This window comes from Enterovibrio gelatinilyticus (assembly GCF_028683095.1).
In the GTDB taxonomy this organism is placed as follows: domain Bacteria; phylum Pseudomonadota; class Gammaproteobacteria; order Enterobacterales; family Vibrionaceae; genus Enterovibrio; species Enterovibrio gelatinilyticus.
Map to the genome: position 1 here is coordinate 35989 of NZ_JAJUBC010000020.1, position 26314 is coordinate 62302.

The following is a 26314-nucleotide window of genomic DNA, read 5'->3' on the forward strand; positions in this document are numbered from 1 at the left end:
CCCTGATACAGCAGGGTGAAAAACAAAGCGCGTTTTATACCAAAATCCGCATGGGTTTTATAGCGCTAACCGTGTTTTCGGATGAAAGTTGAGCCAAGTGTCGGAAAGTTCTTGTTATTTTGTTTGAAAGTTAAACAGCGCCTCTTTGAATGACTAAGGCATCTCTCGAATGTTATGTTAACGGAGTGATCGCACTATGCTTTGATTATGTATCGAATAAAGGATCTCTAAAGAAGTGAACAAGCAGTTGCTGATTTATCCACCATACCAACAGCTCGGTAAATATTTTTCCATTGCAGTCATAGTGCTTATCATGATTGTGTTGACGCTCGTCATCGTTAATCCACAGATCAATGCAATTCCAGCTTTCCTAGGCGTAAGTCTTCTTGGTGGTTTAGGCTTTTACATTGCTCGTATCATCGACCAACAACGCCTCTCATTTTCACTGTCCGACATGCACCTCCAACACCACACGCCAAAAGGTGGATGGAGCGTAAAATGGCGTGATATCCGGGAAATTGGCATCCCCTCTGTTTCTACTCAAGGCTGGCACCAACCTATGCCATGGCTTGGCATCAAGCTCAAAGACTATGAACCTTTGTTAGACGGAATCAGTTTTCGTCTTGCTAGCCACATCATTATGGAGCAACGAGGTTTATTGCTAACAGCCTATAGACGATCTGAAACCCAGCGTAAAACTAAGCTCGAAGACATGATGTTCGACGACACACCCTATGTTGGGGCGAGTGGAAAAGTCTACAAAGGTTTAGTCGCGATGTTGGCAAACCGCATGAAATATACAAGAGAACTATTGGGCTACGACGTGTTTGTCAGTGAAGATTTATTAGACCGGCCGCTAGAGGATTTTGTGGGATTAACGCGTCGGTATTTAGCCTCTGCGGGGCGACATCCCGCAGAGAAACCAGAGTAAAGTAGGACTCCTTTACCAAATCGGCATATTGTCAGCAACATGCGGGTTTTGTTGACGCTCAACACCAAACGTTGAAGTTGGGCCGTGACCAGGCACGAAGCGAATATCATTTCCAAGAGGAAACAGCTTCTCTTTGATTGAGCTAATCAGTGTTGCGTGGTCGCCTCTCGGAAAGTCGGTACGACCAATGCTGCCATTGAACAGTACATCGCCAACCCATGCCATACGATCATCTTCACTAATGAAGCAAACATGCCCAGGAGTATGTCCTGGCGTATGAATCACATTCAGCGTGCTTTCGCCAATGGTTACCGTGTCGCCATCATTCAACCATTGATTTGGCTCAAACGACTCGGTGAGCGCAAAGCCAAACATTTCGCTTTGTTTCGGTAACCCTTGAAGCCAAAATGCATCCTGCTTTTCAGGGCCGATAACTGGCACTTTATACGCTTCTGCAATATCCACCGTTCCACCCACATGGTCAAGGTGACCATGAGTCAGCAACACTTTGGTGACTTTTACACCTAGCTCATCAACTTTTGCAATCAATGTAGCCACATCGCCACCGGGATCGACCAATGCTGCTTCGTTGGTTTTATCACACCAGATGATGGAACAGTTTTGCTGAAAAGCGGTAACAGGGACAATCTCAAACTTCAAAGCCATAATACAATCCGTATAAATGCGAAAACGCGCAAAGCATACCATGCTATTTCCACTATTTTAATGTTGTCATCCTATCCCGCTCGCATTTAGCGCCTGCTATGTCATCTTGCTGTCAACTCGCTGACACCAAGACGTCACCATACTGACGTTCTTTTTTCATTTAACCGTCGTAGCTTGTCATTTGTCACATCACACGTTTTGACCAATAAATGGAAAGCTATGAATTCAATCTCAGTGCGTACCCTGTGGATCTCAGATCTTCACCTAGGCAACAAAGATTGCAAAGCAAAATACCTTCTCGACTTTCTCCAGCACCATGAGGCTGACACCATCATTCTTGTTGGAGATATCGTTGACTTCCATTCCATGAAATCAAACCGACACTGGCCAGAATCACATAGTGAAGTTATCTCCTTACTGATTCAGCGAGCCCACGCCGGTACCCGCTTAATTTATGTGCCTGGCAACCATGATGCAGCCATTCGCGATTACCTATCCTTCGATTTTGGGCGCATCGAAGTCCATGCACGCTATCTACATGAAACAGTCTCCGGCAAATGCATCATTGCCATTCACGGCGACGAATTCGACAACGCCGTATGCCACAGCCGACTCACGGAGTTAGCTGGGTATGTCGGGTATGATTTTTTGTTATTTCTCAACAGATGGTGGGCGTGGTCAAGACGGCGAATGGGCTTCTCCTATTGGTCGTTGGCGTCTTATATCAAATCCAAAGTCCAATCTGCGAACGTTGCCATTTCCCGTTTTGAAAACGCGGCGGTTCAGTTTGCGCTGAGAAAAGAGGCTGATGCCGTGGTATGTGGCCATATCCATCACCCGGGCATGAAGAACATTGGCGGGACGCTATATCTCAATGACGGTGATTGGATTGAAAACTGCACGGCACTCATTGAACAACACGAAGGCACACTGCAACTGATCCGCTGGACAGAAAAGCCAGAATTGATTTGTGAAACCAACGCGTTTGTCGACCCCTCATTAGTTTCAATGTCACCTAAAAGCGTTGACGTTGAACACCATGACTTTATGAGCAATGAGCCTGAGAGCGATCAATCTGAAGATAAAGACTCAGAAGCCGCTTGATCAACCAAATTGAAAAAGGTCATTTTAGGAAAACTATGTTCAATATCGATGAAGTAATCACTCACCATTATCCGAATTTGGCGCAAAAGCCTTGGCTAGCAAAGCCCGTATCATCAACGTTGCACAAGTTGCTCCACCAGCAAGCATTTCATGATTTTGCTAACAAATACCCGTACCTGAAAGGTTTCGAATTTGTCGAGCAAGTATTGGACTACTTTCACTTTAGCTACTTCACGAGTGATCGCGAAAAAGAACGCATTCCCCGTGCTGGCCGTGTTGTGATCATCGCTAACCATCCCATAGGTTCACTTGATGGGTTAGCATTGCTCAAGTTGGTAAGAGAAATTCGTCCTGACGTAAAAGCCGTTGCCAATAACTTGCTGATGCAAATTAAGCCGTTGCACCACTGTCTGCTACCGGTGAATAACATGTCGGGCAAGACCCCAAAGGATAATCTGCGAAACATTGATGACTGGCTCAACAATGAAGGGGCCATCATCATATTTCCTGCGGGTGAAGTATCTAGATTGGGTCCTACGGGTGTTAGAGATATTGACTGGCAGAACGGCTTTCTAAGAATGGCGACCAAAGCCAAAGCACCCATACTCCCCATACATGTTGATGGCAGAAATTCAGCCGTGTTCTATGGCGCTTCTATGGTTTACAAACCACTATCTACGTTGCTTTTGGTGAATGAAATGTTTGGGCAAAAAAATAGCCATATCACCTTCACGATAGGCGAAGCCATCCCATATACCAGCTACCACGCGAGCAAGAACTTACCCACTAAAACACGGGTCAAGTTGGTCAAAAAACACCTATATAATATTGCAAAAGGTAAAGTGGGTTTGTTTCCCACCGAATCAGCCATCGCCCCTCCCGAAAACCCGTTAGCACTGCAAGAAGAACTGCAAAACTCTGAGACATTAGGCATCACACCCGATGGAAAGATCATTTACCTCTATCGCTACAAAAACGAATCATCGGTTATGCGGGAAATCGGGAGGCTGCGCGAAGTGGCATTTCGCGCCGTCGGCGAGGGGACAGGTCAGCGACGTGACATCGATATATATGATGAACACTACTTTCATTTGGTGCTGTGGGATCCTGCGTGTCTAGACATCGTTGGCGCCTATCGCTTCTGCGATACCCAAGCCGTCATCGCTCAGCAGGGCATTCAATCACTATATACCCATAGCTTGTTCAACTACGACGAAGGCATGACCCCTTACCTGAATGCAGGATTGGAACTTGGGCGAAGCTTTGTGCAACCCAAGTATTGGGGTAAACGCAGCTTAGAGTATCTGTGGCTTGGCATAGGTGCATTCCTCTCTAAGCACCCCCACTATCGCTATTTGTTTGGTCCAGTCACCATCAGCAATGCCATGCCACATGCCGCCAAAGAGTTGCTTATCTTTTTCTATCGTACATATTTTGGTGCGACGTCTGACGTGGCGCGATCAAAGCATCCATTTAATATTGATAGCCAGAAAGAACATGAGTTACTTAATCACTTCTGTAGGAATGATTACCAGCAAGATTTAAAAACACTGAAGGTATTGCTCGATAATCTCGGCACCAGTATTCCGACATTGTACAAACAGTACAGCGAGCTTTGTGAGACCGGCGGCGTTCAGTTTCTCGATTTCGGCGTAGACCCCGATTTTTCAGACTGTATTGATGGTTTAGTTATGGTTGATATGAGCAAGCTCAAAGAGAAGAAACGTCAACGCTATTTGCGTCCTAACAATGGTCAACAATCAACTGAACTCGCCCCAAAACGCCAATCAAATAAGCAGACTAGCCCGGTCTAACCGTCTAAAAACAAAAAGGGCGCTAGCTCGAAAGCTACGCCCTTTTCACATCAACTGTCTTCCAACTCAACGAGGTATTTTAGCGATCACTACCACGTTCTTGCTGGGCCTGTATCAATATGGATGAAACCACTGTTGGGGTAATAGCCTACTCCCCCAGCTTTCAGCGAAAGTGCAGCATCACGAATACTTGCCAATGGCACGCCTTCAATATGGAAATCGATGGCTTGCCCAGTCATGTGATAACTTTTCTTCGCTTGACCCCCACCCTTTTTGCGCAGCATTTCGTTCGTGGCTGGTGAACGATAACCCGACACCATACTAATAGGATGCTTTGCCCCTACCTTTTGATAAATAGCCGTCAGCTGGTCATACAGCTTCTTGTCCATCTCGGTTGAGACATTTCTACGATGGTCACGACACAAATTATTAAGTTCATGTAGCTCATTCGCAAGATACGTTTGACCGTCGAAATAGCAAATATTTAGGTGTTCACCCGTGTTTATGCTTGTCATCGACAGTACACGAGGTTCGCCGGAGGCCAAAGGTAGAGCAAGTGCCTTTTTCGGTAACGCTGCCGCTACCACACACGCCGCACCACCCAGCAAGAAGCGGCGACGTTGGGTATCCAAACCGTTCATAAAAACCAACTATTTCCCAAAAACTAAAATTCACAAAATAAGTCGCCCACTGCTTTGACGTTGCAGCTAATGGCGCTTTAAACAAACAGGAATCTAACGGCAGTTGATATATGAATCAAACGGTCAAGTGTCTCTAAAATGAGCGAACAGCTGTAAAAAGCACCGCTTCGTGATGAATTTAGATGGTTTTTTATCTTTGTCAGTAAAATGTAAAAATGTGTAAGTGTGGCGCACATCTCTATTTTTACTCAAGCAACCTCACGCAACTCGAGTATGACGATCTCATTTCACAAGAATGTGGAATTAAAAGGTTGGATTATTTGCAGCGACAGCCCCTAACGAAGTTAGGGTGCGTTTTGGTCTTGCATCGTAATGATAAACATCACTGCGAAACTCAACGTTGCCTTCCCCATTCACCCATGCGGTTTGATAGATGGTATGAACTGCAACTTTTTGCCTCAGTGTCACCCATTTGGTTTCGAGATGCTGACGGTAATAGTCATAATCGCCAAACTCCAAACCAGAACGACTCAACAATACCTGCGCCAATGTTTCCGCTTTTTGAACACGAATACACCCTGAACTGAACGCCCTTCTCTCTTTACTGAATAAACTCTTTGCAGGCGTGTCGTGCAGGTAGATAGCATTGCCATTAGGGGTATTAAATTTGTAGCGCCCAAGTGCGTTAAAATCGCCTGGGGATTGCTGTAAACGATACGGGAAATTTCTGTCCGTGACGTTGTCCCAGTCAATATCGCTATGAGGGATCACATCGCCATTTACCCAACTGCTCAGCACCGTATAGCTGTGCTTGGACAAATACTCATTGTCTTGACGCGCCTTAGGAAGAATGTCTTTGCGCATAATCGTCACAGGGACATTCCAGCTAGGGTTGAATACAACAGAATCCAACCGAGAATCAAACAATGGGGTTCTTCTACTTGGACGTCCAACCACCACTTTGCTGTCGAGTACGAGTTCGCTGTCAATCCACAACTCCATTTCGTAATTGGGAATATTCACCAGAATGATCTTGCTTCTCTCAGTTGGCCATAAGCGCAAACGTTCCATATTCAAAGCAAGAATTTGGATGCGAGCATTTACCGATTTATTCAGCCATTGGCGGGTCTTATTGCCTATTACACCATCTTCTTTCAAGCCGTGACGAGCCTGAAAGCGCTTAACAGCACCAACCAATGTGGCGTTGTAGTCACTCACTTGTGCGATTTTTAGTCGCTGAGCTTCAGTGCCGCTCAACACACCATGCCTTTCCAAACTGGTGATCAGACTGTCTGCGTCATCGAGTTCTTTACCCGGCCGTATCAGCCCACCTTGCGCAAACTTGGGCCAATACCGTTGTTCTACGTCTTGGAGCTTAACGATTGCTTTCGCCATTTCGCGATATTGTGGCGTATCTGGGCGCAGTTTAAACACATAATCAAAAAGTTGGTTTCGGCTTCCAGCTGCAACAAGTCCGTTGATTTTGGTCAGTGTTGGTGGCGGTAAATCATCTGTAATATCGGTGCCAAAGAACCAGCTTTTCCCATGAGTTGGGATACCATCGATATAACGGGTCAACGCAAGCAGACTGTCGGTGGCAAACACGTCGTATGCTCGCCAATCACCACTCGATCTTAGATCCCGCAGCATAAGCGCACGCCATTCAAAATCTTCACTCAATCCTGCAAGAGAAATAATGTTGATCTGCGTTTCTAGTTCATCTTTAGCGCGATAATCATGCCAAATGGGGGAGAAAGAAAAAAACTCATAGATGTTGGCAAGATCGCTTGTGTGAGAAACCACCCCGACTTCTGACTCCGCTTGTTTCACCCAAGTTAGCGCAGATAACGACGGCTTTTGTTGCATATCAGAAGGTTCCGATGCCCATAAGGACATAGGTATTAAGGCTACCACCCATAATGCCTTAAAAAACGTACGAGCTAAAAACATGCGCTACCTCCCAATTGAGATCTTAGTATGGCAAAGGACGCGGCTTTCGTTGGCGGATTTTTTATGAATCTAGAAAAACAAAGAGTTAGAAAAGTATGACGTCATAGCATGACCCAATGATTATCCCAGGTCACGCCAGATGTATGAAAATTAATACTTTTTCTAGCCAGTTGAAATGCAACCCTGCCACTGCCTGCGCTTAACGCAAAACGGTCAGCTTCAGCCGAGACGCCAGAAGCATCCATCAAGGCTGATAGTGACTGGAGCTCGCCCGTTTCAATATCCCAAACCCCAAAACAATTGCCACGAGGTGAGGTAGCTATCACTTGTTTATCCGTGCATGCCACACTGCCGATGTAGTGTTGAAAACGCGTCCACTGCTCAGTACTCCCCTTGAGAGTTACAAAGTCACCATTATTTCGCTTTATCGCTAATAATGGTGAAACTTTATCGGTATCACCTTTATATTGCTGCGCAATCACCACGTCTTTAGCTGAACTCACCGCAAGATGACGGATGCTTAATTGGTGGTCTTTTAGATAATATTGCTGAGTGACGTTCCCTGATGGAATATCGATGAATACCAAAGCGGGCTTCATCGTGCCGAGGTTCATTGGTATTCGCTTATCCGTGTGTATTCCCCCAACAGCAACAGCCAAAGTAAGCTCATCGACGACTTTAAGCTCATGCGGGCCAATCCCAAAACCAACAATCTCACGAAGTTTGGTAAGGCTGCCATTGGAAGCAATACGGTAGATACCAATCACACCTTCGCTTGATCCTTCAACACCTTCGGTTGTCAGCAACACGTCACCCAGCACATCGCCATGACCATAAAAATAGCGTTGAGGATCGGAATGATAAGTAGAAAAAACCTTACCCGTCTCTGTTGATATCACACGGATATAAGTGCCTGGCCGACGAGCAAATACAAAGGCTAAACGCTTTTGGTGATCAACAGCTATTCCGTGACCACGTGATGGAAGTGGTGAGGTAAAACAGACCTCTCCCGTATCATCAATGGCCGTCGCATTGAACTGACCGTCTGATTGACGAGCACATCCTATGTAAGATGGCGTCGCGGTCTTAGACACTCGATGCCGCGCATATAGTCCACCAGCAACACTGCCACCAGAGGCCAACACCGCCAATGCTGATAACAACATGCGTCGTCGTTTTTGGCTCACCATGACTAGTCTCCGTCTGTCGAGTTGAAGCCCACGACCATACCCAGCGCCGCGGCGACTTCGTCAGCCAAAGCAATCTTGATATACTCTAAGTTATTCGACAGTGTTATTAATTTGCGGTACTCGGCAGGTTCTGATAGATAAGGCTTAATCGCATCGCCGTTCGGTACGCTTTCCAACGCAAAGCTCCAGTGTTTAACCAGTCGATCTGCTAATGCCTCTCTACCTTGTTCTCGTAAAACACCATCAACCGATCCGATATAGCGGGCTTGTAAGGCTTCGATACGCTCTCGCAACAACGCCAGTGATTGACCTGAACGCCATGCTTGCGCCTGATATGGCTTAGGATAACCAGGCTTTCCCATTGGCAGAGACAGGGTTTTAATGGCTGAGTCCAGTTGACTAGCCAAGATATTCAACGCATCCCTCTCGCGCTGTTCTTTGGCCGCCCCCTTCCAAAGATTGTCCTGCCATGCCGAAGCCATCAGCTCTGACGAAAACACCAGATGTGATGAAATTGCTTGAGTCAATGGACAGCGTGATACCAATATATCGATCTTAGATTCACCCTTCTGCATGCCATCAAAAAGTAACCACTCAAGTGCCCCAAGACCTTGCACCGCGACACTTTGATTTTCTAGCGATAACGCGGACATGTCCTTGTCACTCTTAAGCAATTTCCCGATCTGACGTCCAATGGTGTTTTTCTTGTCAGGATAGAATTGAATTTGCCAACTCAAGGACATCGCCGCTTCGTTGCCATAATTCGCGCCCGCCACGGACTGCCACGCTTTGATGGTTTTCACCCACTGCGTCTGACTCCCAGCAAGTGCCTCATGCGTTTTCACTTCGCACAGAGCAGCAATTTCAGATTCTAACACCTTGGCTTCACGTATAAATGATGACGTTGATTGTTTTTGAATACCCCAAAGTTGCTCTCCCAGCTGCATATTTGAAACGGAGATGTTAGTCGCTTGGCTGTCACACCCAGAAATAAGTGACAGCGTCACCAAAAGGGAAAATCCACATAGCCAGTGTGCTCTGTTAGCTAAATCAATCATCACATTCCATTCCTACAACGACTTGAGAAATGCTATCAATGCGGCTCTCTGGCTCGCATTGAACCCTAACACTGCTTCTTTACTGTTTTTTGCTTCTCCACCGTGCCAAAGAATCGCCTCCATTTCCGTTCGAGCACGTCCATCATGCAGAAACTCTGTGTGTCCGTTCACCTCCTGGGTATAACCGATACCCCAAAGCGGTGCCGTTCGCCATTCTTGTCCGGTCGCGAGAAACTCGCCTCGGTTATCTGCCAGCCCTTGTCCCATATCATGCAGAAGTAAATCGGTATAGGGGTGGATCGTTTGCTGGCTAAGTGCTGGCCTATCTTTTCGCTCTGCTGTCTGTATCGTAGATTGATGGCAACTTGCGCAGCCCGCTTCTTGGAACAACACCTCACCATGTTGCACTAAAGGATCGGCAAGGTTTCTACGCATCGGCACTGCGAGGTGTTGCGAATAGAACTCGACAAAATTGAGTATTTTCTCAGTGACTTCAGGTTGACCACCGTTTGGTAAACGCTGGCATAAGTCTTGCGCTACCGAGCAGTTTTCATCAGAAAACAAAGTACTGGTTAAGCCCAAGTCTCCATTAAACGCCGCCGCATTTTGTTGCATTAAATTTGGCTGACCCGCTTTCCAGCCAAAGCGACCAATTACAGTTTTCTCTTGCACTACGTCCCACACATAGTTGGGACGCCCTGAAATGGCTTTATTTTCCTTTCGTTGCTGCTCGGCGATGGCCAATAACGTCGCGTCAGGTATCGATTCCAGCAAGCCTAGTCCAATCATTGGTGGCGCTATGCGTGCGGACATTTGGGTTTCGGAGTGCATCGCGCCATAGTTCAAGTCATCAATCGTTATCTTTGGTTTGCGTAACTCAACAGTGTGTCCATCGCTAAACGTTTCAGTGTGATAATCGAAATTAACGACAATTCTACCTTCGGGTTTTTCGCCAGGAAGTGCAAAGTCTTGTAACTGTCCACCATAAGTGGGCTCGGGAATATTCCCGGACAAGATAAGCTGCTTTTTTTGCGCATCAGTCATGGCTGGAATACTTAGGCGGATAAGCAGCGATACTGTATTTTGATCGCCTGCCAGAGGTAGGTGGCCTCGCCCATCCTTAATGTGGCAGTTCTGACATCCATTGGTATTGAACAGAGGCCCAAGGCCGTCTCTGGCATCAGTCGATGCTGGAGCGCTTACCCAAGGGTTTCGAAAAAAACTGTTGCCAACACTGAAGTCAATGCGCTCGCTGAGGGGAAGGTTGGTGGCGGGTTGAGAAAAAGCATTCGCGCCTTGCTTGCTTGTTGTCGTGTCTCCACCCGACTTTATTTCGCCTGCAAATGACAACGATGCAAAGACACTAAACAGTAAAACCGTGTATTTCATGACTACTTTCCAAATACGTCAAAAGGAGCTGCAACAGACCTGCCGCAACTCCCTATTTAATTGTTTATTTCTTAGAACTGGTGATCGGCACTATCTGGATTAAGATTGCTAATACCCAACTCACCAGCAATAGACTCAATGCCACGAGTTTGATCAACCAGTGCAGCAATCGCGTTGTTTATCACTAGATGGCCATCTGCATTATTAGTGGCAATCAATTGGTCGAAATACACACCGTTCACTTCAGCTGATTCCACCATCTTGAAGACGGCACTGCGCGCTGAATCGAATTCGGCAAGGATCTCACCCGCCTTTTCAGGGTTCGCTTTTTTCACCATGTCATACAAAGATGGACCGCTCACTTCAGAGCCGTCTACACGAGAGTAGCTGCCGGTGAAGACGTTATAGATCCCTTGCTCGTTGTAATAATGGGAGTTGTGAGTGTTGTCCGAAAAGCAATCATGCTCGTCTTCTGAAGAGTTGGCCTCAAGAGCCACTTTCATACGCTCACCCGCCAATTCACCTAACGACAAAGACCCCATGCCAAACAACATTTTACGCAGACCATTTTCAACGTTTTCGTTAAGCAGGGTTTCACGGTAATTACCACTTACACCCGCTGACCATTGGTTTTCCATCCACGCCAGATCAGTGATCAGCAATTCAGATGCCGCTTTCAGATAGTCTCTGCGACGATCACAATTTCCACTTGTGCATGACTCACCGTAAGCAAAGTCGGTATAAGAACGCTCACCCGCACCACTGCTCGTGCCATTCAGATCTTGCCCCCAAAGCAGAAACTCAATGGCGTGATATCCTGACGCCACGTTAGCTTCAGACCCTCCCAGTTCATTCAATGATGCAATAAGCTCCGGCGTGATCTGCTGAATATCAACGGTTTCATTGCCCACACTAATCGACTTGCTAGCAATAATATTAGCTACCGCGCCTTCGTTACCCAATTCATACTGGTAATCCGTTGCCACGTAATCAATCAAACCTTCGTCCAAAGGCCACGCATTCAGTTGCCCTTCCCAGTCATCAACAATGGCATTGCCGAAACGAAACACTTCAGATTGCTGATACGGTACTCGAGCTGCAAGCCACGCTGTTTTCGCTGTCGCCAACGTTTGTGCTGACGGTTTATCAATCAGCGCGTTGATTGCCGTATCAAGCTGTATTGCCGTGCGATGCGAATCGCTATAAACCGCATGAGCGAGATCGGCATAGTGGCTAACAACTTGATCTGGCGTCGCTGCCAACGAGGGAAAAGAAGCTAGCGAAAGTGAAAATACAGAGAGAGCCATGGCACGAGAGGAATACATCATAATCTGTCCTTGAAAAGTTGATATGTAACCAGTTATTACAAACGCGAATGATTATTACATTCACTATCAACCTTTTCAAATGATAATGATAAAAAATATCATTTGAATGCGCATTATTGTTAACATGCTGCAAATGCGCCATCTATGACATCGTTTTCGACCCCGAATGAGATTCTGTGACTACTCGATATCGCATCTTTCGCTTCCTGTGTGTAAGGTTATTGAAAAAGCCTTTTATTATTTGCGTTTTACGCAGATAATTTCGCGGTTTTTCACCCTGCTGCAGTTATAGGAGACGCTTCGATGGAGAAGCACGAAGAGGTGCTGGTTGCGCTTAGACAAATTATCCGAGCCATTGACCTACATTCACGTAAGCTAAACAAAGTCGCAGGCCTAACAGGTCCTCAGCTTGTATTAATGAGTGCTATTCACGAATTGGATGAAGTGACTATTCGTCAACTGTCTAACCATACCAATATGAGCCAAGCCACCGCGACGACCATCTTAGATCGCCTCGCGAGCCGAAACCTTATCGTTCGAGTAAGAAGTAACTTAGACAAAAGAAAGGTGCACGCTCATTTAACACCAGAGGGTGAAAAAGCGCTTGAGCAAGCGCCTAAGCCTTTGCAGGACAGCTTCATTTCTCGCTTTCAATCACTGGAAGAGTGGGAGCAATCCTTGCTCATCTCCTCCGTACAGCGAATCTCTTCGATGATGAATGCTGACAATATTGATGCTGCGCCTCTGCTGGAAGTTTCTGCGTTAACAACGTCAGAATCTCAATAGCCTCGTAGGCGTAGACAAAAAAAGAGCCTTTTGGGGCTCTTTTTTGTTTCTACCGGTCTTTGTCGACTAGCTTTATTAACCCTCAGGTCGATAGCTATCTGCTCAATCACCGCGCATCATGGCTACTCATTGTTGACCACCCACATCTACCCCGTTTTTCTTCGCGATAGAAACCCAGTTGCTAGTGCAGTTCCCAAGAAAATGGTAAGCGCACCGAGCATCATTCTTATGGTAATCACTTCGCCCAAGAACATCGCACCCCATACTGCTGCAAACAAGGGGATCAAAAATGTCACTGTCATCGTATTCGCAGGGCCAACGTTAGCAATTAGCCTAAAAAATATCACATACGCGAAGCCCGTAGAGGCAAATCCCAGCACCATTGCTGCAATCCATCCAGCACCACTCGGCGCTGCGTCGGGCCAAAAGTAAATACCAAAAGGAAGTAAAGACAATGTTGCCCCTATCTGACTGCCCGTCGCAGTAACAAGCGGAGGAATGTCATGTAAGAAGCGTTTGGTATAACTCGCAGCGATTCCATACATAAAGGTCGCTCCTAATACCGCTAACACAGGAAAACCCAATCCTTGGTCACCAAAGTCAAGTTTCCCCCAAACAAGAATCACGACGCCAACCACGCCCAAAAGAAGGCCAAAAACGCGATTTCTGGTCATGGATTCCCCTAACCACAAATAGGCAATGATTGCCCCCCATATTGGTGTTCCGGCATTGACGATAGATGCGAAGCTTCCTGTAACACTCATCATCGCATAGGCAAATAACAAGAAAGGCACGGCAGAACTGAATAAACCTACAACACATGCGTGGAACCAATGCGCTTTCAACACAGGGAATTGACGACGTACAATGAGAACTGGCAGCAACAATGAAGCTGCAAGACCAACGCGAACTAAAATGAGAGAAAACGGCCCAAATTCGGGTACAGCGTAACGAATAAGTATAAAAGAAGCCCCCCAAAGTGCGGCGAGCAACACCAGTTCCAAGGAGTCTTTTCTGTTAATTTCCATGAAAAATCCTGCGTTGAGATACCCTTGGAAACCATACTAACCGCATTCGCGCATCTCTTTCGCCAGAATCGGCCATATCAACAAGACGGCAATAACGTATTGCTTCAAATCAATGAACAATGACTAAGCGCTTAAACCGATTCAAAATTTACGTCCGACTCCGCATTGTATGATTTTTCATACTCAACTGACGTTTGTGTTTTTCTGAGATGCATCTAGTTTTAATAGTGATACACTTTTCTCAAGGGAATAGAAATGCACAAAGAAAGGCGAATACTGATTGTCGATGATTCCATCGCTATCTTAGCCTTGGTAGAGGGAATGCTGAAAGAGCTTGGCTATCGAGACGTCACTAGCTTTTCGTCACCGACTCAAGTCATTGATGAATTACATAAATTTCCTACCAAGTATGACATCGTCCTTACCGATCTTAATATGCCTGAGATTGATGGAATGGGCGTGATAAGAGAGCTAGGAAAGATTGATTTCAAAGGTGGCGTTTGCATCATGTCCGACCTTGACGTGCGGATCATTGAACTCGCAGCTGAAGTCGCAAGGCAACAGTCTATTTGCCTATTGGGTAACGTTTCCAAACCGATAAAAGTCGATGCCTTGAAACTAATACTTGATAGAATGGAGCAAATTGAAGAACGGCGTTTTACCCACTTTAAGAAAATGGGTAAAGCTGAGCTCTTGAACTGTATAGAACGTCATCAAGTTATCCCCTATTACCAACCCAAATTAAACCCTGAAACAAACCTTGTCCAAAGCCTCGAAGTCCTTGCACGTATTCGATTGCCAGGAGAAACAGATGCTGTGCTACCAGGGCGCTTTATACCCACAGCAATAAAGCATGACCTGATGGATCTGATAACAATGCAACTGGCAGAAAGCACTGCCAACGATATGAATGAACTCTCGAAAATCTTTGGCGACAACGTACATGTCAGCATCAACCTGTCCGCTCAGCAACTCGCTGATTTAGAGATCCCCAATCGACTCGAAATTCTCTTTAAAGAAAAACACATTGATAAATCACGCATCGTGTTAGAAATCACCGAAGAGTATGCCCTGAAAACGCCCGAACAGATGGAGTCACTCAATCGGCTCAGGATAAGAGGGTATGGGTTGTCAATGGATGACTTTGGAACGGGATTTACCAATATCAATCAACTTCGTAATTTACCTTTTACTGAAGTGAAAATTGACAGAACTTTAATCAACCACATTCATCAAGATCAATTCAGTCAGGTGATTGTTCAGTCACTCGCTGAAATTACAAACTCATTTGATGTAGATTTGGTCGCCGAAGGTATAGAACACTTTGAAGATCTGGAATATCTTTCTTCAAGATACCCCGGCATACTGCTACAGGGTTTTTTAATCTGTCGACCGAAAGCCATAGAAAGCTTGAAGAACTGGTACAACAGTTGGTTGAAAGGTGTCGGCGCTACGTCAAAAACGAGCGGCTAAGCTAAACACAGCACCCTTGTTCCTGACTTAAAACAAAAAAGTTCCCGACTAAAAACAAGAAACTTCGCCACAGCAGCGGACCGGACACGCTGAATTTTTTCAGAGCCCGCGATCGGTGATGGCGATTCGGCAAGCGATGAACAAATGCATAAATGATCTGCTCAAGACTAACGTCCGGTTCTTGAGCAATCTCATTCAAGATCTTTCTTAAGCGAACCGCCTGTGGGCGAATCAATTTGGATGACGTCTCCCCCGCCAAGCACGATCAAGCCTTCGGCCAAACACACAACTTCATACATCAAGTTCCATATTTCATATTTCATATTCCATCGTGTACGACACCAAAACTGATCGGATTGATTTCAATTTGGTTAGCGACAGTGTCTTTTCACAGATTATATGGTATTTACTGGTAAGTTAGCGGAAGCAGACAACATCGTTTCTTCAGCAACGGACTGTAGGGATCACGCAAATGAAAACAATTGGGTTAATCGGTGGAATGAGTTGGGAATCCACAGCGGTTTACTATCGCATGCTCAACCAAAAAACAAAGGAAGCGCTTGGCGGTCATCACTCTTCGAAAATGATTCTTAGTAGTGTTGATTTTGCTGACATTGAATCTCTCCAACGCGCTGGAGATTGGCAAGCAGCAGCAGCCATACTCGCCAATGAAGCAAAAAAGCTAGAAACTGCCGGTGCCAGCTTTATTTTGATAGGCACAAATACCATGCACAAAGTTGCTTCTGAAGTGCAAGCGGTGATCTCGATCCCTTTACTTCATATCGCCGATGCGACGGCCCAGCAGTTAAAGCATGACGGAATCAAACACGTTGGTTTACTAGGTACCCGCTTCACCATGTCTCAGCCTTTTTACAAAGAGCGACTCAACGAGCATGGTATCGAGGTATCTGTACCACCAGAGTGGCATCAAGACATTATTCACGAGATTATTTACCAAGAACTCTGCCAAGGGAAAATCTCTGCACATTCCCGCAAACAATATCTATCTGTGATTGATGACCTTCACAAGCAAGGCATCGAAGCGGTCATCCTTGGCTGTACAGAAATCGGCTTGCTCATTCAACAAAAACACACAGCCATTCCGCTGTATGACACCACAGAGTTACATGCCTCTGCTGCCGTTAAACTAGCGATAAATGAAGAATAGTCGCCCTGTAAAAGGAATAACCGAGTGACAATAAGATATGCGACAGCTTTAGACCTTGATGCTATCAATGCCATTTATAACCACTATGTGTTGAACACAGCAATTACATTTGATTATGACCCTTGGTCGATACAGCGCCGACAAGCATGGTTTGAAAAACTATTAAACAGCGATGGTTATTACCATGTACTGGTCAAAGAAGATGCACAGGGAATGATTGTAGGATTTGCTTACAACGGTGAATTTCGAGAAAAGCTCGCCTATAAAATCAGTAGTGAAATAACTATCTACTTACATCATGAAAGACAAGCAAAAGGAATGGGCTCAGAACTCATGACTGCGCTACTGGAAAAAATGAACAGGTCCCCTATCCGACGCGCCTATTCAGTCATTACACTACCCAATCCCGCCTCTCTACGCTTGCATGAAAAATTTGGATTCAAACAAGTGGGATACCTAACAGATGTTGGCTACAAATTTGAGCAGTACTACTCAGTTGCTATTTTGGAAAAAACCACACTAGATCATTAAAATAACAACGAATTTTTGCCATACAACCCCTACTCTAACAGACATGATCACACCATTTGGTCATGTCTATTTATTTAGTCTCGTCAGACGCTTTCAACATCGTAAAAAGCCAAACAAACATTGAGGCTTTACCTGTCATTTCACGACTTACTCTTCAATCTATCGATGACAAGCTATGGAAATTAATACAATTAATTTATTAATGTTCAAATTCATAACGTTAACCTTGCTTTGTAGGAAAAATATCGAATTCCGTAACAAATCATGCCAGCTTTCCTACACTTAATGAGAATCAAATTTGCAACCAATGACTAAAATTTGGAGCAAACAGCATGAACATCTCAACAAAAATTAAAGCTGCTTTCGTCACCGTGAGCGCCGCTGCTGTCATCATCTCTGCAGCGCTGCTCACAATCACGGCAGACAAAGCCTCCGGCGAAGCAATGGAGCATCAAATCAAAAACCAGTTGATGTCAGCGAGAGAAGTTAAAAAATCTGAAATTGAGCGCTACTTCAACACTATCGTTAAGCAATTAACAAATCTCGCTAACTCCACCATGACTGAAGACGCCATGCTCCAGTTTTCACAGAGTTTTCAAAGTGTAGAAACTGAAGCCGTGCTTGCCCCCAATCAAGCAGAGATCCTGAAAGGTTACTACTCCAACGAATTTGGCAGCACCTACACCGAAACAAACGGCAAACAATCCGACGTATTACAAAATCTCGACACCATAGGTCTCAATGGAAAACTATTACAGCAAGCATACATTGGCCTGAATGAGCACCCACTTGGAAACAAACATTTGTTGGATAAAGCCTCTGATGAAACGACTTATAGCGAGATCCACGATGTTTTTCATAGTAATTATCGAACCTTTTTAGAATCGTTTGGTTATTACGATATCTTCTTGGTGGATAACGGCGGCAATGTCGTGTATTCGGTATTCAAAGAGCTCGATTACGCCACAAATTTGATTAGCGGCCCCTACAGTAAAAGCGGTCTCGCTGATGCTTTTGTTCAGGCCAAAGATCTGGAAAAAGGGGCATTCAGTTTCGTTGATTTTGCGCCGTACTACCCTTCTTACGACAGCCCAGCTTCATTTGTAGGAACACCCGTCGTCAAAAATGGCCAAAATGTTGGTGTGCTTATCTTCCAAATGCCCATAGATAGCATTAATTCCATCATGACCTATGAAGGAAACTGGAAATTAGATGGAATGGGCGATACAGGAGAAACTTTCCTCGTAGGTCCAGACAAATTAATACGCTCTCAATCACGTATGCTTGCTGAAAACAAAGAAACCTATCTTGATACCTTACTAAAAAGCGGCATTCCGGATACGGTCGTAGAGAGAATTGCGTTCACCGAGTCGTCTTCGGGACAACAGATGATCAATTCCGCGCATACCAACGCAGCACTGGGTGGAGAGACCGGCTTTGTTTCTGGCGTCAATCACGTAGGTAAAAATGTATTTGCTGCCTATCGTCCCATTTCGATACTGGGACAGGAATGGGCGCTGATTGCAGAGATTGAGACAGCAGAATCGCTCTATGAAGTGCATCAACTGCAAGGCACCTTACACCAACTCGCCATCGCAATCGGCGGTGTATTGATTCTAGGCTCTTTGGTTCTCGCATGGTTTGTCGCTGGAAGCATCAGTAAACCGATAACGGCGCTCACAAAACGTATTTCTCACATTGCGAAAGAACATGATTTGACCCTACGATTGAACGCCTCGGGGAAAGACGAGATTGCTGAACTTTCAAAATCGATGAACATCATGCTTGAAGATTTTATGAACGTCATTCAAGGTGCTAATACTACGGTAAAATCACTTGGTACTGCATCGAAAAACATTCAAAGCAATATTGACTCCATGCGAAATGAAGTCGACCAGCAGGCAACAAACTCAAATCAGGTAGCAACAGCCGCCACCGAAATGAGTGCGTCAATCAATGAAGTCGCTGGTTATGCAAACAATGCATCGGAGTCATCAGAAACTGTCGTGCAGTCTATCCGCCAAAGCGCCGATGTCGGTCAGCAACTCGTCGGCGAAATTTCGCAACTTTCCACTCGAATGGGAGACGCCACTGAGTCTATGCAGCAATTATCTGCTGAGAGTGATTCGATCGGTACTGTCCTTGATGTTATTCAGGGAATTGCAGAACAAACTAACCTTCTTGCCCTAAACGCTGCCATAGAGGCGGCTCGTGCTGGCGAACAAGGCCGTGGATTTGCAGTCGTCGCCGATGAAGTGAGATCTCTAGCCATCCGAACCCAAACCTCAACAGAAGAAATCCGGGCGAAAGTTGAATCGCTTCAAGCGGAAACGAAGAAAGTTGTTAGCGGTATCAGTGGCGCTAACCAATTCGTGGCGAGCAGTGTGGGTAATTGCGATAAAAACAATGACATGCTCGAAGAAATCGCCCAAATGATGACGGCAATAAATGACATGAACGCACAAATAGCCACTGCAACAAATGAGCAATCATCGGTGACCGAAGAGATCACGATGAATGTGAATAACATAGCGCGTTCAGCAAACTCTGTGTCCGAGCGTGCGCACGACACGACGGATACGGCACATAGTATTGATGAGCAAGCGACTAAGCTTACTCATCAAATTGGCATGTTTAAAATTTCTTGAGTGCGTTTTAAAAATGACCAAAGCCCACTGATCATTAAGAATAAAAAATGCCAGCAATGCTGGCATTTTTGTCTTTGCTATTTAGGTACTATCGAGTGTTACTCGACGGTCGCTTCTAAAGGCATTTGATTCGATATGCTTGGCTGTGACACCTCACCAAAACCGCGCAAACCAACAACATGCACATGTTCTTTATCGTTAAAGATCTTACGCACAAGCTTATAGGTTGTTCCCTGTTCTGGGCTGATGTTCTCTGGTGCTGCGATAAGAAGCTGCATATCTAGACGATGACAAAGCTCGAACAAGGTCGAAATCGACTTCGCATCCAAACGTGCAGCCTCATCTAAGAACAACAAACGACAAGGGATAACGTCTTTACCTCGAAGGCGGCGTGATTCCTCTTCCCAGCTCTGAACGACCATCAACAAGATAGCTTGACCTGTACCGATCGCTTCACCCGTCGACAGCGCACCAGATTCAGCACGTAACCAACCGTCTGTACCACGGTTAACTTCGATGCCCAACTCAAGATAATTGCGGTAATCCAGAAGCTCTTCGCCCAAAATTTGTGGTGAACGTTGGCCCATATCGATGTGTGGGTTCAAACGTTGGAACAATTTCGCCATCGCTTCAGAAAAGGTCAGTCGATTGTTACCAAACAAATCTTGATGTTGTTCGGCATTTTCCGCCAAGCCAGCAAGAAGTTGCGCGTGCGTCTCGCGAATAGACACATTCAGACGAACGCCTTTCACCTGGCCAAAGCCAATATTCGACAAGCCTTGGTTCAAGACGCGAATACGGTTTTGCTCACGCTGGATCGTTTTGCGAATAATATTCGCAACCGACTCAGAGCTAATCGCCAAACGTTTCTCACGCTGCGTCAGTTCTTCCGTCAAACGACCCAGTTCAACTTCCATCTCTTCGATAGCTTCTACTGGGTCATCCGTGCGAATAATGTCGTGGCGAATACGTTCACGAAGGTGCTGGTACACCGCGACATAGAACAACACTTTGCGTTCTGGACGCGCCATGTCTTCTGACGAACGCAGTGCGTCACGAAGCGTTTCGTTGTCTGCAACAGCAAGACGCAATGCACCCAAGGATTTATCAGACAATGAACGTAATTCATCCGCCGACATGTACGCCATTTCACGACGGTTAAGCTGCTTCTCAACACCACTATTACGTGCGATTTTGAGGACTTCAACCCAACCCGCTTTCGCATTTACAACAAAGGTACGCAAGTCAGCATATTCTTTGCTCACTTTTTTCAGTGTTTTGAGCAGCGACTTCATCTCAAGCTCAACCGAAGTTAAGCCTTTCTCTAGTTCGCTCTTACGCTGACGAGATTGGGACAGCTGTGCATTCAACTCATCGCGACGAATACGTGAACGTTCTTCGGCTTCCACATCAGCGCGAACACCCAACTCCGTCAGTTCACGCTTAAACTCAGCGACGGTTTCTTGCTTCGCTTGGTGCGAACTTTTCAAAGACGCCAGCAATTGGTTGTACTGGTTCACCTGATCGCGAACTTGCTTAACGTGTTCACGAGAACGCGTACGTGCACGTTCAGCATCAACCAGTTTGGTTTTTAGCTGTTCGTTTAACTCACTGCTCTTATCAAGTAATGCCACCGCATCTTGATAACCAAAATGGTGACGACGCTCAACAAGATCTGACAGCGCAAACAATTTCTTCTTAAGAAACTGCAAGGACTCATCAGCGTGAACATAAGCATCATTCAATGCATCAAACTGCTCTGGGTCGGCATCAAGCGTGGACAGGAGTGGCTCTAGCTCCGCCAATGTCTTGCTGTGCTCACGGGTGAAATGGCGAGCTTCATCAGCTTGTGCCAAACGTGCCTGAACTTCTTCTAAGCGTGCTTCCACCGCGTCATCTTCGAGTGCATTCACCACATGTTGAAGCTTGTTCAGCAACGCAATGGCTTCTTTTGCACCCGTCAGTTGGCTGCGAATTTGCTGCTCGTTGTCACGCAATTGACCTAACTGACGCTGAACTTGATTACGCTGCTCACGCAATACTTTCAATGCCGCTTCTGGATCTTCATTGAACGCAACGTTCATATGATGCGAAACGAACTGGTTAAAACTCTGAGTTAGACGCTGAAGCTTCTGAGCATCAAACGACGCTTTGGCGTAGTCTTCAACCAGCTCTTCACGCTTTTCACGCAACACTTCAAGGCGATGCTCACGCGCCGCTCGACCAAACAATGGGACTTTAGGGAAACGCGAATAGCGAAGCTGACGATCATTAAGGTGAACGCAAACCGCGCCTTCCATTTCATCAGCATCGAATACACTGTCATCAAAGCCATCTGTATCGCCTTCGATAACGTAAAGATCGTCAGGGCAATCCTCAATATCAACCAGTTTTTCTTTAATGCCTTTAAGATCAGGAACCACAATGGCGTGGCGAGCTGGGCCGTACAATGCTGAAAAGTACGGTGCATCTTCCATCGTGATGTCATCGTAAATTTCTGAAAGCAGTGTGCCACCTAAGGTGTCAGCCAGTGATTGCAAGCGTGCATCGCCGCTACCGCCAGGCTGAGCCAAACGTTCAATTTCCGCTTCAAGCGTTTGTTTTTCGACGGCCAGCTTGTCACGGGTATCCAGTGTTTGACGTTCTCTCACCATCGCTTTTTGCATGGTGTCGAGAACCGCTTGGTTGTCGTAAAGACTTTCTTCGGTTTGGTCTGACAGTTTTTCTAGCGCTTCTTGTGCCGCAATCCATGCAGGAGCAACGTTTTCAAACGCCGTCACTTTGGCATTGATGTCATTTTCACTGCGCTGCAGTTCGCGGAGTTTGTCAGCTTGTTCGCCAACCGCATCTTCCGCCGACTCGAGACGTGCTTGCTGACGTGCCATTTCAAGCTCGGTCAGTTCTTCAGACTCAACCGCCGTGTTGAATTGACGCTGGTATTGCTCTGAAAGCGTTTTGGCTTGCTGATAGCTGCGTAGCTGACGCTCAAGGTCACGATGCTGTGCGGTGAGTTGGTCACTATTATTTGCCAAATTGGCAAACTCACGGCCTTTTGCAATCACTTCACGTGCTTTTGTTGACGCATCTTCACGAGAAACTTCACCAACGATCTGACGCACTAATTGCAAGCCACGTTCAAATTGTTTTGCCGCGGCAGACGACAAATCCAACTTGTGCTTCAGGCTCAGAAGTTGCGCGGTTTGCGCTTCTTCATCACCTTTCAGCGCATTCAGCATGTCTGCAGCATTATGATGCTCAAGATCATCATTACCCGTTATCCCTTGCGCTTTTTCTAACGCTTTAACGGCCTGTTGATACTGAAGCGCTCGAGTTTGCTGCATATCCAGCGCTTGCTGGTAATCCGCCAGTTGGGTTTTGAGGCTATCAACTTCTTCTTCGTTGAGGTGCGCTTGCTCCTCCGAGATCGCAAGTTGTTCAGTGGCTTCTTCAACCACCATCATTTGCTCTTCGAGGCGTACGGCTAACTCTTCCAAATCGTCTTGGTAGCGCTCCACTTTCTCTTGCTGGCGAACCGCGGTTTGCACTAATTGAAGGTGGTCTGAAGCCGCTTGGTAATCTTGTTCTAGATGAGCTTGTCCATCGGTCAGCACATCCAGTTCATCGGTCATGCGACCAAACGTACCTTGGAAATCACTTAGCTGGCGACGAGAACCCAGCAACTCGCCACGTCGTTGCAATGCCAGTTCAAGCTTCTTGCGACGCTCATTGGCATGGCGCATGTAGTCAGACGCAACGTAGTTGGTCGATTCAGTGATCAAGTGCTTGAACAAATCACGGTCACGCTGTGTCAGCTTGATCGCTTCTAGCGTCATACGGTTTTCGCGAAGTGCCACTTCCATGTCTTGGAAGGCTTTCTTCACACCACCGTTTTGCGGCAGCAAGTAATCGCGCAGTGACTTGGTGATCGCACTTGAAATGCCACCGTAGAGCGAGGCTTCAATCAAACGATAGAACTTCGAACGATCCGTTTGATTACGCAGTTTCTTAGGCAACGCACCTAACTCAAACATTTGCGCATGGTAATCGGTGACAGAAGTAAACGCTTTAAAATGTGCCGTTTCGTGCTCACCTAGCGCGTCTTTCACGTCATTAAGCTGACGAACACGCACTTGGTTGGCAGACACGCTTTCAATCAAAATATCGGTTGGTTTAACGTGTGAAGGCAGACCTTGAATAATGAAAGGCTTGATGTCGACTTTCTTATCACGCCCCGCCACTTGCTGAAGGCGCACGCCGAACAAAATACGTTGGTTACGGGAGTTCACCACATCAAGCGCGGCATAACACGCGCCCGGCTTCAGTTTTCCGTGAAGGCCTTTATCACGTGATGCTGTTGAACTGCCCGCTTCGGTGGTATTACGAAAATGCAGCAAGCTTTGATCGGGGATCAAAGCTGTAATAAACGCCGCCATCGTGGTCGATTTACCCGCACCGTTACCGCCAGATAAGGTGGTAACTAGGTTATCGATATCAAAGGTGCGAGCAAAAAAGCCGTTCCAGTTAACCATGGTCAGCGATTGGTATTTACCGCGTTGGATCATGCCTGAGCCTCCTGATCGTCGTTGCTTAACGCGTCGATTTCTAATTCATCGCTCTCGTCGTTACTCAATAGACTTGATTGCGCATGCTCTTGTGTATGAACAACCGCTTCACCATCACGAATCAAACGCAATTGCGCTTCACGCATATCGTCACCCACTCGAACATCCGCACCAAAGCGGAACGTGGCTTCGCTAACGCGGAATTTTCCGTTATCTCCGATTGGGACAATCATGCCCAATCGGCGAAGACGACGAAGTGATGTTTTCACTTTGTCATACAGTTTTTCACGATCAAGATCAGAGCCGCTGGCACGTAAGGTCACCAGCTTCATCAGCTTCTTCTCATCCGCTAGAGTCAAGAGCTCGTCAAACAGCTCTTGGGTATTAAAAATACCTTCTTGAGCCAATCGCTCTGGGCTTAGGTAGAGGAAACACAGTACCTTACCCACCAGCATATCGAGCTCTGACAATACACTGCGACCGATCAACGATGTGGAGCGTGGACGCAGATAGAAAAAGCCTTCCGGCGCTCGCACTAGCTCAGCATGGTAGCGCTGATAGAAATGCTGTAGTGGCGTTTCAAATTCAATCAGATAAGCGTGGTTATCCAAATCTTCGCTGGCAATATGGCGGCCAGCACGCAGCGTGCTATCCAGTGTTGGAAACAAAGGGTTAGCTATCGCTTTTGCCAATTCCTCTGGCATAAGTTCTTCAATATTTATCGATGACATTCGCTTGTACCTTGGCTCCGTATTCGTTAATTGCCTGCCAATCCGGTTGGATCGCATTGAGATCTGATTGTGAATAACCTAGGCGTACCGCCTGATTAATCACTATCCGAGCCAAATCAAAATGGCGAGCTTGTGGGTGTTGAGCCAGATAGTTTTTCAAAACAACGCCCAAATCGATGCCCTCGCCCGTTGTTCGATGACGAGACAGCATGTCAGCGATTTGATCGCCCAATTGGTCGGTAACCAGTGTGAGTTCTTCAAATTCGACTTCCGCAGGCATTTCGCCAGTCACTTCGTCATCACGAAGCACCAAGGCTTCATCACGCATATCACGAAGACGTTCGGCATCTGAAAAAGTCAGGAACCACGGGTTATCAAAATATTCTGTCACCGATTGACGTAAACGCTGGCTAAATGCACGGTTCTTGTCCATGTCGATGGCATTACGAATAAATTTATGTACGTGACGGTCGTAACCAATCCACAGGTCTATCGCTTGTTGACCCCAGTTGACGATGCGGTCGAGTTTCATTTGCAAGTTGTAGATCATGGCATCAACGAAATCGAGATCGTCTCGACCCTGAACTTGTTCCTGAATATTAAATAGCTGTGTTTGCAGTTGGTCACCTGCAGACTGCAACGTATCTTGCAGTTCGCGCAGCGTACTGGATGTTTCGTTTAACAGTTGCTCACAGTTAGCAATCGCTGCTTGCCAATCTTGGTTTAACAGCGCAGCAATGTCTTCTTTGACCTTTTGCTGTTGTTCATCCATGGTGCGTTGGTTCAAATCGATGCGATCGAAAATTTCTGCCACAGAATACTTAAGTACGCCGTAAACATTTTTACGCCAAAAGTCAGCATCGCCATCTTCTGACGCTGCTGACAAAGCTTTATCAATCTCATCTGCCACCATGGAAAGCTGAATAGACAGCTTCAATGAGCTGTATTCACGGTGACGTGCATAGTAATCGCTGATACCCAGCGCAAGCGGTGTAAGACGATAGATGCTCGCACCCTCTGTCAGTTCGCTGGTAAAGCGACTCAACAGGCGGCTACGCACCAAATCGTTAATGGCATTGTTTGCGCGAAACGCGATGGTCTCGCTAGCTTGATCGAATTGGTCACTCACAATGCGGAACGCATCGACAAGTTCCCCTTCCCCTAGCTCCTCCTCATAACGCTCGCTGCTGAGTACTGCAACGGCAAGGAGAAATGCCAGCCGTTCCGGCGGCAGATTGAGAGAGAAGTCATTCTGTTTCACCCAACCGACCAACTCAGGAACAGTCTGAGAGAATTCGCTCATCCGTAATCCTTGT

General features: G+C 46.3%; 20 protein-coding genes. 8 read left to right on the forward strand and 12 right to left on the reverse strand.

The features are described from left to right. Window positions 1-235 precede the first annotated feature (235 nt). Complete coding sequence (locus tag LRP50_RS16500) at window positions 236-931, forward strand: DUF2982 domain-containing protein (protein ID WP_274165564.1); 696 nt, start codon at window positions 236-238, stop codon at window positions 929-931. Between the two features lie 12 nt (window positions 932-943). Here LRP50_RS16500 and LRP50_RS16505 read toward each other — a convergent pair whose 3' ends face one another. Continuing rightward, window positions 944-1597: an MBL fold metallo-hydrolase gene (locus tag LRP50_RS16505; RefSeq protein ID WP_274165565.1), complete on the reverse strand. Its 654-nt coding sequence runs from the start codon at window positions 1595-1597 to the stop codon at window positions 944-946. 219 nt (window positions 1598-1816) lie between these two features. Here LRP50_RS16505 and LRP50_RS16510 point away from each other — a divergent pair, with 219 nt between their 5' ends. Further along, window positions 1817-2701 (forward strand): UDP-2,3-diacylglucosamine diphosphatase, encoded by an 885-nt coding sequence (locus LRP50_RS16510; protein ID WP_274165566.1) that lies wholly within the window; start codon window positions 1817-1819, stop codon window positions 2699-2701. Window positions 2702-2736: 35 nt separating this feature from the next. Beyond that, a complete protein-coding gene (olsF, locus tag LRP50_RS16515; RefSeq protein ID WP_274165567.1) occupies window positions 2737-4515 on the forward strand; it encodes a bifunctional ornithine lipid synthase OlsF in 1779 nt (592 codons plus the stop codon). Window positions 4516-4604: 89 nt separating this feature from the next. Here olsF and mepK read toward each other — a convergent pair whose 3' ends face one another. The 6 genes from mepK to LRP50_RS16545 form a co-directional block, all read right to left on the reverse strand. Further along, entirely contained in the window at window positions 4605-5156 is a 552-nt protein-coding gene (mepK, locus tag LRP50_RS16520) for a peptidoglycan L,D-endopeptidase MepK (protein WP_274165568.1), read from the reverse strand. A gap of 303 nt (window positions 5157-5459) precedes the next feature. After that, window positions 5460-7106, reverse strand: a complete 1647-nt coding sequence (locus LRP50_RS16525; protein WP_476397360.1) for a L,D-transpeptidase family protein — start codon at window positions 7104-7106, stop codon at window positions 5460-5462. A gap of 101 nt (window positions 7107-7207) precedes the next feature. Beyond that, window positions 7208-8296, reverse strand: a complete 1089-nt coding sequence (locus LRP50_RS16530; RefSeq protein WP_274165570.1) for a DUF1513 domain-containing protein — start codon at window positions 8294-8296, stop codon at window positions 7208-7210. A 2-nt stretch (window positions 8297-8298) separates the two neighbouring features. Then, complete coding sequence (locus LRP50_RS16535) at window positions 8299-9354, reverse strand: imelysin family protein (protein ID WP_274165571.1); 1056 nt, start codon at window positions 9352-9354, stop codon at window positions 8299-8301. Between the two features lie 12 nt (window positions 9355-9366). Further along, complete coding sequence (locus LRP50_RS16540; protein WP_274165572.1) at window positions 9367-10743, reverse strand: di-heme oxidoreductase family protein; 1377 nt, start codon at window positions 10741-10743, stop codon at window positions 9367-9369. A gap of 71 nt (window positions 10744-10814) precedes the next feature. Continuing rightward, window positions 10815-12071 (reverse strand): imelysin family protein, encoded by a 1257-nt coding sequence (locus LRP50_RS16545; RefSeq protein WP_274165573.1) that lies wholly within the window; start codon window positions 12069-12071, stop codon window positions 10815-10817. Window positions 12072-12374: 303 nt separating this feature from the next. Here LRP50_RS16545 and LRP50_RS16550 point away from each other — a divergent pair, with 303 nt between their 5' ends. Next, window positions 12375-12857: a MarR family winged helix-turn-helix transcriptional regulator gene (locus LRP50_RS16550; protein WP_028024093.1), complete on the forward strand. Its 483-nt coding sequence runs from the start codon at window positions 12375-12377 to the stop codon at window positions 12855-12857. A gap of 146 nt (window positions 12858-13003) precedes the next feature. On the opposite strand, the gene LRP50_RS16555 is transcribed toward LRP50_RS16550, so the two are convergent. Continuing rightward, window positions 13004-13885 (reverse strand): DMT family transporter, encoded by an 882-nt coding sequence (locus LRP50_RS16555; protein WP_274165574.1) that lies wholly within the window; start codon window positions 13883-13885, stop codon window positions 13004-13006. Window positions 13886-14140: 255 nt separating this feature from the next. Between LRP50_RS16555 and LRP50_RS16560 the strand changes: the two genes are divergently transcribed. Next, window positions 14141-15358 (forward strand): EAL domain-containing response regulator, encoded by a 1218-nt coding sequence (locus LRP50_RS16560; protein ID WP_274165575.1) that lies wholly within the window; start codon window positions 14141-14143, stop codon window positions 15356-15358. A gap of 191 nt (window positions 15359-15549) precedes the next feature. Here the strand turns inward: LRP50_RS16560 and LRP50_RS16565 are convergent, their stop codons facing one another. Continuing rightward, window positions 15550-15681 carry a hypothetical protein gene (locus LRP50_RS16565; protein ID WP_274165576.1) on the reverse strand — a complete coding sequence of 44 codons (132 nt, stop codon included), beginning with the start codon at window positions 15679-15681 and terminating at the stop codon, window positions 15550-15552. A 149-nt stretch (window positions 15682-15830) separates the two neighbouring features. Here LRP50_RS16565 and LRP50_RS16570 point away from each other — a divergent pair, with 149 nt between their 5' ends. From LRP50_RS16570 to LRP50_RS16580, 3 genes are all read left to right on the forward strand, one after another. Then, window positions 15831-16526 (forward strand): aspartate/glutamate racemase family protein, encoded by a 696-nt coding sequence (locus LRP50_RS16570; protein WP_274165577.1) that lies wholly within the window; start codon window positions 15831-15833, stop codon window positions 16524-16526. A 24-nt stretch (window positions 16527-16550) separates the two neighbouring features. After that, window positions 16551-17057 (forward strand): GNAT family N-acetyltransferase, encoded by a 507-nt coding sequence (locus LRP50_RS16575; RefSeq protein WP_274165578.1) that lies wholly within the window; start codon window positions 16551-16553, stop codon window positions 17055-17057. A gap of 332 nt (window positions 17058-17389) precedes the next feature. Next, window positions 17390-19705: a methyl-accepting chemotaxis protein gene (locus LRP50_RS16580; RefSeq protein ID WP_274165579.1), complete on the forward strand. Its 2316-nt coding sequence runs from the start codon at window positions 17390-17392 to the stop codon at window positions 19703-19705. A 98-nt stretch (window positions 19706-19803) separates the two neighbouring features. On the opposite strand, the gene mukB is transcribed toward LRP50_RS16580, so the two are convergent. The 3 genes from mukB to mukF are packed head-to-tail and all read right to left on the reverse strand — an operon-like array spanning window position 19804 to window position 26301. Then, complete coding sequence (gene mukB, locus LRP50_RS16585; protein WP_274165580.1) at window positions 19804-24267, reverse strand: chromosome partition protein MukB; 4464 nt, start codon at window positions 24265-24267, stop codon at window positions 19804-19806. Beyond that, window positions 24264-24998, reverse strand: a complete 735-nt coding sequence (gene mukE, locus LRP50_RS16590; protein ID WP_274165581.1) for a chromosome partition protein MukE — start codon at window positions 24996-24998, stop codon at window positions 24264-24266. The genes mukB and mukE overlap by 4 nt, the downstream gene beginning before the upstream one ends. After that, window positions 24979-26301, reverse strand: coding sequence for a chromosome partition protein MukF (gene mukF, locus LRP50_RS16595; protein ID WP_274165582.1), 1323 nt, complete (start codon window positions 26299-26301; stop codon window positions 24979-24981). Before mukF ends, mukE begins: the two co-directional genes overlap by 20 nt. Between the last annotated feature and the right edge of the window lie 13 nt (window positions 26302-26314).